Origin of the sequence: Thermoactinomyces sp. FSL K6-2592 (assembly GCF_038006465.1) — a bacterium.
GTDB lineage: Bacteria > Bacillota > Bacilli > Thermoactinomycetales > Thermoactinomycetaceae > Thermoactinomyces > Thermoactinomyces vulgaris.
On record NZ_JBBOVH010000001.1, the window covers coordinates 942548 to 955086 of the forward strand.

The 12539-nt window shown below is 49.5% G+C and carries 13 protein-coding genes; 7 read left to right on the forward strand and 6 right to left on the reverse strand.

All coding sequences use genetic code 11. The annotated features are described in order from the left end of the window. Positions 1–103: 103 nt before the first annotated feature. The 4 genes from NYE37_RS05045 to NYE37_RS05060 form a co-directional block, all read right to left on the reverse strand. Positions 104–1816, reverse strand: coding sequence for a hypothetical protein (locus NYE37_RS05045; protein WP_340711851.1), 1713 nt, complete (start codon positions 1814–1816; stop codon positions 104–106). 86 nt (positions 1817–1902) lie between these two features. Further along, a complete protein-coding gene (locus NYE37_RS05050; protein WP_156097721.1) occupies positions 1903–2076 on the reverse strand; it encodes a hypothetical protein in 174 nt (57 codons plus the stop codon). A 221-nt stretch (positions 2077–2297) separates the two neighbouring features. Further along, entirely contained in the window at positions 2298–2627 is a 330-nt protein-coding gene (gene mazF, locus NYE37_RS05055; RefSeq protein WP_037994646.1) for an endoribonuclease MazF, read from the reverse strand. Further along, on the reverse strand, positions 2627–2899 hold the full coding sequence (locus NYE37_RS05060; protein ID WP_037994644.1) for an AbrB/MazE/SpoVT family DNA-binding domain-containing protein: 273 nt from the start codon (positions 2897–2899) through the stop codon (positions 2627–2629). Before NYE37_RS05060 ends, mazF begins: the two co-directional genes overlap by 1 nt. A 201-nt stretch (positions 2900–3100) precedes the next feature. Here NYE37_RS05060 and NYE37_RS05065 point away from each other — a divergent pair, with 201 nt between their 5' ends. Beyond that, on the forward strand, positions 3101–3805 hold the full coding sequence (locus NYE37_RS05065) for a YdcF family protein (RefSeq protein ID WP_037994643.1): 705 nt from the start codon (positions 3101–3103) through the stop codon (positions 3803–3805). On the opposite strand, the gene NYE37_RS05070 is transcribed toward NYE37_RS05065, so the two are convergent. Next, positions 3797–4462: a hypothetical protein gene (locus tag NYE37_RS05070; protein ID WP_049720373.1), complete on the reverse strand. Its 666-nt coding sequence runs from the start codon at positions 4460–4462 to the stop codon at positions 3797–3799. The genes NYE37_RS05065 and NYE37_RS05070 overlap by 9 nt on opposite strands. Before the next feature lie 426 nt (positions 4463–4888). Between NYE37_RS05070 and NYE37_RS05075 the strand changes: the two genes are divergently transcribed. From NYE37_RS05075 to cydC, 4 genes are read left to right on the forward strand one after another with little or no spacing between them, the layout of a single operon-like run. After that, complete coding sequence (locus NYE37_RS05075; RefSeq protein WP_138614904.1) at positions 4889–6298, forward strand: cytochrome ubiquinol oxidase subunit I; 1410 nt, start codon at positions 4889–4891, stop codon at positions 6296–6298. After that, positions 6282–7298 (forward strand): cytochrome d ubiquinol oxidase subunit II, encoded by a 1017-nt coding sequence (gene cydB / locus NYE37_RS05080; protein WP_037994635.1) that lies wholly within the window; start codon positions 6282–6284, stop codon positions 7296–7298. The genes NYE37_RS05075 and cydB overlap by 17 nt, the downstream gene beginning before the upstream one ends. After that, positions 7298–9022, forward strand: a complete 1725-nt coding sequence (gene cydD / locus NYE37_RS05085) for a thiol reductant ABC exporter subunit CydD (RefSeq protein WP_049720412.1) — start codon at positions 7298–7300, stop codon at positions 9020–9022. Before cydB ends, cydD begins: the two co-directional genes overlap by 1 nt. Beyond that, entirely contained in the window at positions 9019–10788 is a 1770-nt protein-coding gene (cydC, locus tag NYE37_RS05090; protein ID WP_062843136.1) for a thiol reductant ABC exporter subunit CydC, read from the forward strand. The genes cydD and cydC overlap by 4 nt, the downstream gene beginning before the upstream one ends. 52 nt (positions 10789–10840) lie before the next feature. On the opposite strand, the gene NYE37_RS05095 is transcribed toward cydC, so the two are convergent. Then, positions 10841–11248 (reverse strand): hypothetical protein, encoded by a 408-nt coding sequence (locus NYE37_RS05095; protein WP_049720370.1) that lies wholly within the window; start codon positions 11246–11248, stop codon positions 10841–10843. 248 nt (positions 11249–11496) lie between these two features. Here NYE37_RS05095 and NYE37_RS05100 point away from each other — a divergent pair, with 248 nt between their 5' ends. Both NYE37_RS05100 and NYE37_RS05105 read left to right on the forward strand, forming a co-directional pair. Next, positions 11497–12213: an AzlC family ABC transporter permease gene (locus NYE37_RS05100; protein ID WP_049720369.1), complete on the forward strand. Its 717-nt coding sequence runs from the start codon at positions 11497–11499 to the stop codon at positions 12211–12213. After that, positions 12206–12505 carry an AzlD domain-containing protein gene (locus tag NYE37_RS05105; RefSeq protein WP_037994628.1) on the forward strand — a complete coding sequence of 100 codons (300 nt, stop codon included), beginning with the start codon at positions 12206–12208 and terminating at the stop codon, positions 12503–12505. The genes NYE37_RS05100 and NYE37_RS05105 overlap by 8 nt, the downstream gene beginning before the upstream one ends. The last annotated feature ends 34 nt before the right edge of the window (positions 12506–12539 follow it).

Consider the following 12539-nt stretch of genomic DNA (forward strand, 5'->3'; position numbering starts at 1 on the left):
GTTGATTCTGAGTCTCTTGATTTGTCAAAAAGGTGACCCCAAATTGCCCGAGGGAATGTTTCATAGAGAAAAAAAGCCAGGCAGTAAGCCCGGCTATTTTGGGTTATACGGGGGTGGTGGCCATTTCGCCCTCAAGGTTTTCGGTTTGGCTGTCAATCCATGCTTTCAATTGATTGAACAGTTTTCCATATGGTTTGAGAAGATCCGGTTCGAGATGGATTGCTTGTTTTGCGAAGGGTTGCGTCAACCGTTTTTCGGTTCCTTCGGTTTCGTAAGGCTGAAGGAAGGCTTGAACATGAACGGAACGGGCATTATCCTGGTCCCGCGAGATGTTCAGGCAAAAATGAAAGCCACGGGTATGGGATGAAAAGAGATATGAGTGCTCAGCATGATTTGCGACCTTTTGCCAAGAGCGGGCGAGTTCATCATGTTGACGCAACGAACCCAGCGAGCTTTTCACAGATTCCATTTCCGATTGGATTTTTTTCATCTCCGCCTTCAGCGTTTCCATCTCCCGATGGATCTTTTTTTGTTCATCGGCCAGCTTTTGGATTTTGGATCGGGTTTCGTAAATTTGGCGCGTCAAGTATTGGAGTTCTGTTTGGACGGCGATGAGTTCCTGTTGCTTTTGTTTCAGCTTGCCGGAGGAAAACAGGCGTTTGAAAAATCCGCTGAGTTTCCGGATTTCTTTTTTCAGCTGGTTTTCAACCGCTTCTTTGGCGCTTTTTTCTTGTGTATATTTCTCTTTCTGTTCCTCATATTCAGATTGTTGTTGCAATAAATCAGTATGTTGATGATGTAAATCTTTGGTTTGCCGCTCAAGTCGGGCATATTCTTCTTCCAGTTGCGCCCGTTGTTCTTCGTGTTGCTGAATCAGTCCGGTTTGAAAACGGAAAGGAAATTCTTTTGGTGCCAGCGGTTGGGCTTGGTAACGGGCCAAAACCTGATGGATGGTGTCGTGCAAGCGTTGATCTTTGACCTTTGGTGGATCAAACGCGGGAAAAGGTTTTTCATCCAGATCCAAAAAAGCCAGTTGTTTCTCTATGGAGATCAGTTCCATCCCGGGAGGCTGATCTTCTGTTTGTGTCACCTTGCCGTAGATCGCGATTTTTCTTCCCAAAAGCGGGGAGAGGAAATCCCGGTCATAAAGGTGTCCCGGGGAAACCGTGATTTTCAATTTCTCATCAGGTCCCAAGGTCAGTTCCACGCCGTGGTACCGGTTCAAAGAGAGATTTTGCACCACACCGGTGATGATGGCATAGGAGCCGGCTGCTTGGTGTGCTGATTCATGAGAGTACAACATTTGCCCCAAATCGGTGGTTTTTCCGTCCACCTGCACCCGTTGGTGAACCCAATCTTCCTGCATTCCGTCAAACAGCTCTTGAAACAGAAAAGATTGTTCCGGGCGTTTCTTGCCGGAAGCCGGTTTGGATTCTTGGGAACGGGTTGGTGCGGCCAAACGCAGGCTTTTTTCCAAGTCCGGCAGACAGAGGACTTGATCATGGAGAACGGTTAATCCGTGCCTTTGGGCCACTTCGCGAATATAGCCGGCGTCCCGGAAAACGCATCCGGGGATGTGTTTTTGATTGGGGCGAAGCCGGAAATGATGTTCTTTGCTTTTTTTAAAGTGATAATGGCTCACTTTGGGAAGCTCAGAACGCGAAGGCGGCGTTTCATGCTCTTGGACGTAGCGCTTCCAGCAACCGAAACAGTAAAAGTCGCCCTTCATTTTGGCAAAGCGGGAAGGGTCCCGTTCCCGGAGCGCGGCGATTTCCTTTGTGTGTTTCCGTTGCCATGTCTCATTCTCCCATAACATCGCATTTCTCATACTGGTTACAGAGGGCATATCAAAGATCACCTCATATGTATAAATATTCTTCCCTCTATTACCATATCAAAGAATTACCGTTCCTTTAACCAAGGAGACCCGTTCCAGTTCTCATGATTGGTCCATCCGGTCAAATTTTCGCCCTTTTTGGCATTTACCCATCCCCGCGGGTTTAAATCCGACCGGGTGAAATAATTCTGTTTGGGCAGTGGTTTTGCTTTGACATTCCAACCAAAATTCTTTTTCATCAGCGTCATCTCCTTTTATATTTAAAAGATAATGTTGTTTTATTGGATATAATATTCGTTCCGTCATGTTCTTTTCCTGCTTGCAGCAGAGGGGAACCGGTTGTTGTGAACTTCCCGGGGGAGCATTAGACAAAAAATAAGAGACCATCCTTGAGATCGTCTCGCGATAATTTCATTTGTTAAATTGGCTTGAGAGAAAAAGAACAGGCTTTTCTTACTGTTTATGACAAAAAGGTATGGATTAATTCAATGCAATCATTAACCACGTTTTCGGGTGCCCGGCCTTTGATCGTAAATTGCCGTGCCCGCCAATCCAGGCTTTTGACTTGGTCCGCCAGAATGACGCCTTGAATGGGCAGACCGTCGGGCAATTTCACTTCAAATGGGTAGCCTTTTTCTTTGCGGGTGATGGGGCAGACCACAGCGAATTTGGTCACTGCGTTGAATGATTGGGGGGATAAGACAATGGCGGGGCGTCTTCCGGCCTGTTCATGCCCGGCTTGTGGATGGAAACTGACATAAACAAGATCCCCGCGATCCGGTACAGCCATTAAATCAGCTCATTCCCTTCGGTTCCAAGCTGAATTTCCTCGTGGCGGTTTTCCGGCGTGACTTTGGCTAGAAGTTCATCCAATGTGGGTTTTTTCTTCTTTGGAACCAATTTAATCTCTTGGTTTTCCACTTTCATTTCCAATTCGGAGCCTTGCTTGATGGACAACATCTCGGCAATATGGCTGGGGATCCGAATGGCCAGGCTGTTTCCCCATTTACGGACTTGTGTCGTCATCTTCATGATTCCTCCTTGATTTTCCTCCTCTTTCATTTTATCACCTCCGGGATGCCTTGTATACACATTGTATCTACAATGCGGTTGGATTATGCATTTATCTTTCAGAATGGCAAACGGGAAAACCGGCTTTAAAATCCATCCAAAATATCCGGGGCAAAAAGGAGGAAATGGGAGGGACGAAATCAAAAAGGGAGGAAGAATTCAGCTGAGGTTTGATCAGCGGGGGAGAGAAAAATGACGGTGTTTATTATTCTTGTCCTGATGTTGTTTGCTACTTGGTTTGTTTTCTACCTGCGGGGAAAACGTTTTGCGTTGAGAGACCGTTTGCAAAAAGCAGATGCCATTGTCGTGCTTGCCGGCACCCGGGGAAACATCCGGTTTTTGGACGGCAAAATTGCGACGGCCGTGCGGTTATATCGTGAAGGATGGGCTCCCCGGATCATTTGCAGCGGAAAGTTCAGTGCCAAGGTGAATGGAACGGGGGAACCCCGGTTGATCTCTCTGGAAACATTGCGGGAGGCTGCACGGTGCGGACGGATTGAAGAAAAAGACATTAAAAGAGCCGCCGCCACTTGGGATACCCGTCTCGGAGCCGGATATATGCGACGAAAAGCTTTGTCCATGGGGGTTCCTTCCCGTGCGGTTCTCGTCGAAGATGAGTCCCTCCATACGCGTGAAAATGCGGAGTATGTGCTGGATCTGCTTAAAGAGCATGGTTTATCCCATATCATTCTGGTGACGTCGCCCTTTCATCAATTGCGCGCTTATTTGACGTTTGCCAAAGTCTTTCAACCGCACGGGATAAAAATCACCAATTATTATGCGGATACAGGGGAATGGCGGCCTTTCACCTGGTTCCTGTCAAAAGAACATCGAAAACTGGTGAGGGGAGAAGTGCAAAGAATCAAATTGTATAAAGAAAAAGGAGATCTAATGTAAAGACGGCTTTGTTCGCACACCAAAGAAAATGAGAATCAAGCCGATTAATCCTGTAGCATAAGGATAAAGGATTGGAAAAATGAAAGATGGCCATGCAAATAACAAATCGGTATACCGGCCGACCGGATGCCCTGCATATTGAACCAGAAAAGTTTGAAGATCGGTCCTCCCACCTTTATATCCGAACTCTTCTTTTGTACAGGTACCGTCTTCACGAACCTTCCATAAACGAAACGTTAACATTTCCTTCATCCCGTCACGGTAATATTTGTAATGCAATTCATTTTCATTCCTTATTTCATAGTCAGAGATCTCTGCCAAAATGAAGACATGACTTTCCTTTGTTTTGGAATCGGTGACGGCGAAGACAGAAACGTCGTCAGCTGAGGGGGGGAGGAATTCGGGAGGTTCATTTTCATGATTGGTGACGCTCTCCAGCATTCGATTTTTAAATGTATCTAACCGTTTTCCATTCAAGTAAACCTCGACATCGCCTGTGAACACGGATTTTTTGATCTCTTTTTGCGGCTTGATTTTCAATTCCACTTGGTTTCTGCCATATTTAAAATGAGGCGTGCCGGGGTGCCAGGGATCGTCAAAAGGATTAAGGGTCAGTTGTAAATGATAATCAGCGACGATTTTGTAGCGTTGGTTCATTTTTGAATTCCAAGTTTTTTCCATCGTCATTAAGGTGATTAAGGGGAAGGAAAAAAGAGAAAGGACCAAACAACCGGTTCAGCTCTATTATTATATTTTAAATATAAATAATTTTTCGAATTAATAGAATGAAAATAACACCAGCGGTTGTTTCGCTTTCCCGATATTTCATTTTGTTAATGAATGATCATTCTTATGCGTTTTCTTCCGGAAAAGGATTATGGGGGATGTATGATTTCAAATCAGGATATTCACTTGAATTCCGGGGTGGAAAAAGGGATTTATTCTTTGGGTGATTATGTGATTTTTTTCACAAAAAAGCCATACTCGCCCGCAAAAATTGGCAGCGCTTCATGCCATAATAAAGGTGAGAAGGATTAAAGCCAACGTGATTGGCAAATTGGCGGGAAAGGTGGAGAGAAGCAAATGGATTTGCTCACTTTGTCACGAATTCAATTTGCCGTGACGACGATTTATCACTTTATCTTTGTGCCTTTGTCCATTGGCTTGGTGTTTTTGATTGCTGTGATGGAGACGATGTACGTTGTCAAAGGCAAAGAAGAGTACAAAAACATGGCAAAGTTTTGGGGAAAGCTGTTTTTGATCAACTTTGCCGTCGGTGTGGTGACCGGGATCATCCAAGAGTTTCAGTTTGGGATGAACTGGTCGGATTACTCCCGGTTTGTCGGGGATGTGTTTGGTGCGCCACTTGCCATTGAAGCGTTGTTGGCTTTCTTTATGGAGTCGACGTTTATCGGGCTTTGGATTTTTGGTTGGGACCGGTTGTCCAAAAAATTGCATTTGGCTTGCATCTGGCTGGTGTTTATCGGGACGACACTGTCGGCGTTTTGGATTTTGGCGGCCAATTCGTTCATGCAACATCCGGTCGGATTTACCATCAATCAAGGCCGCGCGGAAATGAACGATTTTCTCGCCCTCATTACAAACGGGCAATTGTGGGTGGAGTTCCCGCACACGGTGCTCGGGGCGTTGGCGACCGGGGCGTTTTTGGTGACCGGGGTCAGTGCTTACAAGCTGCTTAAAAAACAAGATGTCCCATTCTTTAAAAAATCTTTCCACATCGGAATTGTCGTTGCACTCATCTCATCTTTCCTGGTGGCAATATTCGGACATCAGCAAGCGCAGTACCTGATGCATACCCAGCCCATGAAAATGGCGGCCAGTGAAGGGTTATGGGAGACCAGTGAGGATCCTGCGCCGTGGACGGTTTTTGCCGTCATCAATCCGGAAACGATGGAGAATAAATATGAAATTAAAATTCCGTACATGCTCAGCTATTTGACCTACAGCAAGTTTTCCGGATCGGTGGAGGGCATGAAGGAACTGCAACAAAAATATGAGCAGACATATGGAGCGGGAGATTATATTCCGCCGGTAAGAACCACGTTCTGGAGCTTCCGGATCATGGTTGGGGCCGGCGTGGCGATGATCCTGTTGGGAATGTACGGAACTTACCAGGCCTTGCGCAAAAAACTGCCGGATGTGAAACCGTGGTTTTACCGCATCATGGTCTTCGCCATTTCTCTTCCGCATATCGCCAATGCTTCGGGATGGATCATGACCGAGATCGGCCGCCAGCCGTGGACGGTTTTCGGGCACATGACTACCGCAGACAGTGTTTCGCCGGGTGTGACGGCAGGGGAAGTGCTGTTTTCGCTCATCGCTTTCACGGCGATTTACACGATCCTGGCGATTGTGATGGCTTACTTGTTTGTCCGGGTCATTAAAAAAGGGCCGCATGTAGCCGTTGAAGAGGAAGCCCAGTCGGAAGACCCGTTTGAAATGGGGGGACAACGCCATGCTGTATCTCAATGAATTGTGGTTTGTGTTGGTGGCCGTGCTCTTTGTCGGGTTCTTCTTTTTGGAGGGATTTGACTTTGGGATCGGGATGTCGACGAAGTTTCTGGCCAGAACGGACGGGGAGCGGAGGGTTTTGATCAATGCCATCGGCCCGTTCTGGGATGCGAATGAGGTGTGGCTCCTGACTGCCGGCGGTGCGATGTTTGCCGCATTTCCGCACTGGTATGCCACGCTGTTCAGCGGATATTATTTGCCGCTGGTGATCGTCCTGCTGGCTTTGATCGGCCGGGGCGTTTCCTTTGAATTCCGCGGGAAAGTGAACAGCGAAAAGTGGAAAAAAACCTGGGATGAAGTGATTTTTTGGGGAAGTTTGTTGCCTCCGTTTTTGTTCGGGGTTTTGTTTGCTGGTTTGATCCAAGGGTTGCCCGTGGATCATCAGATGGAACTGAATGCCGGGCTGTTTGACATGGTTAACTTGTACACCGTGACCGGCGGCGTGACGGTTACCGTTTTATGCCTTGTGCACGGTCTCCTGTTCGCCACGCTGAAGACGACGGGGGATTTGCGGGACCGGGCGCGGAAACTGGCCAAACGCCTGTTGGTTCCGCTGGCCATGTTGCTGGTGGCGTTTGGGGGCATGACCTGCTTAAAAACCGATTTGTTTAACGTGCGCGGGGACATTCTGACCGTGACGTTCCTGTTAGGGACGGCGGCTTTCCTGGTGGCCGGAGCGATGATTTCAAAGAAAAAAGACGGCTGGGCTTTCGGCATGATGGGCACGGTGATCACCCTCGCGATTGCCTCGGTCTTTACGGGCATGTTCCCCCGCGTGATGATCAGTTCCATTGACAGTGCCTATAACCTGACGGTTTATAATGCGGCTTCCGGACCGTATTCGCTGAAAGTGATGACGATCGTGGCTTTGACGCTGTTGCCTTTTGTGTTGGGATACCAAATTTGGAACTACTACATTTTCCGCAAAAGATTGTCTGAAAAGGAGCACTTGGAATATTGATGAACCGCAATTGGTTGAAGCTTCAAGGGGTGAAGGGCTTCCTCTTGAAGCTTTTCATCATGACAGTCATTCAAAGTGTCGCGATCATCATGGCGGCGAAGTGGCTCTCCGGTGTGGTTTCGGCTTTGTTTGCCGGGGAGCCGCCGGCTGAGCAAGCTGTTTTAATGGGACTGTTTTTGGTGTTTTTCCTTCTGCGCCACGGGATGCAGTTTCTGATGGATCAATCGGCCTTCCGTTTTGCGGAGCGGACGGGAGCCGGGGTGAGAAAACAACTCCTGAAAAAGCTGGTGCAAAACGGGCCGCGCTTTGCCAAACGGGAAGGGACGGGGAACTTGGTGACGCTGGTGTTGGAAGGTGTCACGCAATTTCGCACGTATTTGGAACTGTTTTTCCCCCGCATGATTTCCGTCGCCGTGACACCGGCCCTCCTGTTGGTTTATGTGTATACGCTGGATGTGACCTCCGGTCTGATTTTAACGGTGACCCTGCCCGTTTTAATCGTGTTTTTGATTCTTGTCGGTATGGCGGCGCAAAAGCATACGGAAAAACAGATGGCCTCGTTTCGGGTTTTATCCAATCATTTTGTCGATTCGCTGCGCGGACTGGAAACGTTGAAATTCCTCGGGCGGAGCCGGGCACACGGCCACACGATGGAAAGGGTGAGCAACCGGTACCGGGAAGCGACCATGCGCACCTTGCGCGTTGCTTTTTTGTCCTCGTTTGCGTTGGAGTTTTTCACCATGCTTTCCGTGGCCTCGGTGGCGGTGCATCTGGGACTTGAACTGATCAAAGGACACATGTCGCTGGCGACGGCACTGGCCATTCTGATGTTGGCGCCGGAGTATTTCTTGCCGGTCCGGATGGTGGGAGCGGATTACCACGCCACATTGGACGGAAAAGAAGCAGGGGAAGCGATTTTCGGGATCATCGGACAAAAAGAAGAACCCGTCACTGCCAAGCTTCCCGCTTCGTTTGTCTGGGACAAAGACAGCTTCTTGTCGCTCACTTCGCTTGTGGTTCGCCATGAAGAAAAAGGATCGGCTTCTTTGGAAAAGGTGTCGTTTGAGATCCGAGGATTTCAAAAGGTGGGGATCGTCGGGGAGAGCGGAGCCGGCAAATCGACATTGATCGATGTGCTGGCCGGCTTTAAGCGGCCGGAGTCCGGTTCGGTTTGCATCAACGGAATAAAGCTCTCGTCTTTGATGGAAGAAAGATGGCGCGGGCAAACGACGTACATCCCGCAACATCCGTATTTGTTCAGTGCCTCTTTGGAAGACAACATCCGGTTTTACAAGCCGGACGCCACCCGGGAAGAAGTGGAAAAAGCGGCAGCGTCCGCCGGCCTCACGAAACTGATTCAAACATTGCCCGGCGGATTGGATCAAATCGTCGGAAACGGCGGCAGATCGTTAAGCGGCGGCCAGGAACAGCGGGTGGCATTGGCCCGGGCTTTTTTAAACGACCGCCCCGTTGTGCTGTTGGATGAACCGACGGCACATTTGGACGTGGAGACCGAGTATGAACTGAAAGAAACGATGCTTCGTTTGGTTGAAAACAAACTCGTCTTCCTGGCCACGCACCGGCTGCACTGGATGCCGCACATGGATGTGGTGTTGGTGCTGGACAAGGGGAAAGTGGTTGAAACCGGAACCCATGAGGAGCTGCTGGCGCAAAAAAGCTTGTATTATCAGTTGTTTCAAGCGCAAAGGGAAGGGTTGGCATGAAAAAGGAACAATGGATTTTCGCTTATCTCCGGTCTCACCGTCTGCGGTTTTTGCTGGTCATTGGATTGGGGATTTTGACGGCCGGTTGTGCGGCGGCCTTGATGTTTACTTCCGGTTTTTTGATTTCCAAATCGGCGCTTCGTCCGGAAAACATTCTCATGGTTTATGTGCCGATCGTTCTGGTTCGGACGTTTGGGATCGGGCGTGCGGTGCTCCATTATGCGGAGCGGTTGATCAGCCATGATATGGTGTTGCGCATTCTGGCCAAGATGCGTGTCTGTCTGTACCGGATCTTGGAACCGCAGGCACTTTTCCTTCGCTCCCGTTACCGGACAGGGGATATGTTGGGGACGCTTGCCGATGACATCGAACAATTGCAGGATGTGTATGTGAGGACGATTTTCCCGGCGGTGACCGCGCTGGTGATTTACGGGTTGGCCGTTGCGGCTTTGGGAACGTTTGACCTTTCGTTTGCCCTTTGGATGGCTTTGTATCTGTTTTTCCTGGTGGTTCTTTTGCCGCTTGTCTCGCTTTGGGTGACACAGGTGAGGCAGCGCCGCATGAGGAAAAACCGGAACCGTTTGTACCGGGAGTGGACGGATGCGGTCATGGGGCTTTCGGATTGGGTGATCAGCGGGCGGTCGGCAGAATTGATTGCGTCGCATGAGGCGGATGAAGACCGGTTGGCTGTTGAGGAGAGAAGGTTAAAGCGCTGGAAGCAGTGGAGAACGCTGGTCGGACAAGTCATGCTCGGAGTCCTGGTGATCTTCATGGTTTCCTGGGCCGGTGGCCACGCACAAAACGGCCAACTTGCCGCCCCCATGATTGCCGCGTTTACGTTGATTGTCTTTCCGTTGACGGATGTGTTTCTTCCGGTGTCCGAAGCCGTGGAAAAAATTCCGCAATACCGCCATTCGCTGAACAGGATACATCGTTTCGGCAGATCGGGTTTCGTTCCGCCATCCGAACCGGAAGTTGCGGAAGAAGAGTTGCAAAAGGCGAAACAAAAAGCGGATATCCGGTTGAAAAAGGTGTCCCATCGGTATGAAGGTGCTGATGAATGGAGCATGGACAACATTTCCCTGGATATTCCCCACGGGAAGAAAGTGGCATTGATCGGACGGAGCGGAGCCGGAAAGTCGACCCTCATCAAACTGATCCGGGGCATGTTGGCTCCCGAACGCGGACAGGTGACCATCAACGGGGTGGATGCCGTCCGGTTCGGCGGGGAAATTTCAAAAGTGATTTCCGTGTTAAACCAGCGGCCGCATTTGTTTGACACCACCGTAGCCAATAATATCCGGCTGGGCAAACCGGATGCGACCGATGAAGAAGTCCGCCGGGTGGCCCGGCAAGTCCGACTGGATGCACTGATCGAATCCCTGCCCCTGGGGTATGACACCCCGATGATGGAAACGGGAGAGCGATTTTCTGGCGGGGAACGGCAACGGATTGCATTGGCCCGGATATTGCTGCAAAACACGCCCGTGATGGTTTTGGATGAGCCGACGGTGGGACTGGATCCCCGGACGGAACGGGATTTGCTTGCGACGATTTTTCAGGTTGCCGCCGGAAAAACCCTGATCTGGATTACACACCATTTGACGGGAGTGGAAAAAATGGATGAGGTTGTCTTTATTGAAAACGGAAGGATTGAAATGATCGGTCCGCATGAAGAACTGCTTGCCTGTTTGCCACGTTACCGCCGTTTATATCACTTGGATCGTCCGGTGATGCCGGAAGAAGCCAGTGGATCCGGACGATGAAGAAAGCCTCCTTTGTCCCGGGTTTAAGCCCGGAGCAAAGGAGGCTGTTTTCTTACCAACCATATGGGAATTTCATCAACACAAGGATCAGATACATGCAAATCGAGGTCAGGATGGCATGAAAGCGCACTTTTTTCAGCCAGCCGGTCCGGTCCTCTTCAAAGGACGGGGGAGCTTTCCGGCAATAATATCCGAACATCCCGCCAAATGCGCCCACACCGGTAAATACAACCGCCACAAGGATGATCCACAATACCGGATAATTTCCTTGAAGATACATGATGAGGCCCGTGACGAATTGAGCGACCAAAATCCATTGGACGGTGAAGTTCATCCAGTAATAAACTTGCAGAACCCCCCGGTTTTGTAACCACGTTTTGCGCAAGAAGAAGGGCAATAACAAATAGAAGCCCATGCCGACGGCTCCCAAGAGATGAAGAAACAGCATGATCCGGTTCAAGAATGCTTCTCCTTTCTTTGAGTGATGGTGAACATTTTATTCTATCATGGAAAGGTCGATGGGTTTGTGAGATTTATCGCAAGACCAAAAAGATTTTGATGCAGCCGATCAACCGTCCGGTCGGGCGCGGCGGTCCGCACAACATGATGCTTTGGCTCCAAATCGGTTTCCTGTCTTTTTATATCAACTTATAATATACTAATAAATAAAACTTTTGTGGAATCAGCTTGAAAGGATTGGACAAGCAGATGATCAATCAGCAGGGGCATGAAGCATGGCGGGGGATTAAACAGGGTTTTGCGGAGGGAGTCTTAAAGTCCGTTCCCATCGTCATCGGTTATCTCCCGGTGGCGGTTGCTTTCGGCCTGATTTCCACCCAATCCGGTCTTTCTCTTTATCACACGGTGCTGATGAGTGTCATGGTTTATGCCGGAGCCAGCCAATTCATGGCCGTGTCGATGTTGGCAGGCGGAGTGGGGGCAATGGAGATTATCTTGGCGACCTTTATTTTAAATTTCAGGCATTTTATCATGAGTTTATCTCTGATGAACGGAATAAAATCCGTCCCGAATCAATGGAAGTGGGTTTTGTCTTCGTGGATCACGGATGAAACGTTCAGTGTGGCTTCTTTTCATAAAGAAAAAGCCGGTCCCGGGTTTTTGGCGGGTTTGATGCTCACCGCTTACGGATCGTGGATTTTTGGCACCTTGTCGGGCGCGCTCCTCGGGGATTTTATTCCGCCGGTCATCGGGGAAAGCATGTCCATTGCTTTGTATGCCATGTTCATCGGGCTGTTGGTGCCATCCGTGCGGAAGAACTGGAGAATCGGGTTGATCAGCGTTCTTTCCATGCTTCTTTGTTACCTTTTCAGCCAATTTACAAGCAGCGGCTGGTCGATTGTGCTGGCAACCGTATTGGGAAGCCTGGCAGGTTTGGTTCTGAAACGGAGGGAGACTGATGAATGAATTCTTGATCATCCTCGGCATGGCAGTGGTGACTTTGATCCCGAGATGGTTGCCGGTCCTCATTATCGGGCGCTTCACTTTTCCCAAACGGGTGAATGACTGGTTGGGCTTCATTCCTTATGCTGCACTGGGCGCTTTGATTTTTCCCGGGATCTTAAGCGTGGATGCCGAAAATCCTTCCACCGGACTGATCGGCGGTCTGGTCGCCGCCCTGTTGGCGGTTTTTCGCGCCCCGGTTCTGTTGGTGATTGCCGGTTCGATTTTAACGGTCATGATTTTAAAAGGCGGATAAAAAGGGAGGGAACCTGGTTCCCTCCCTTTTTCCG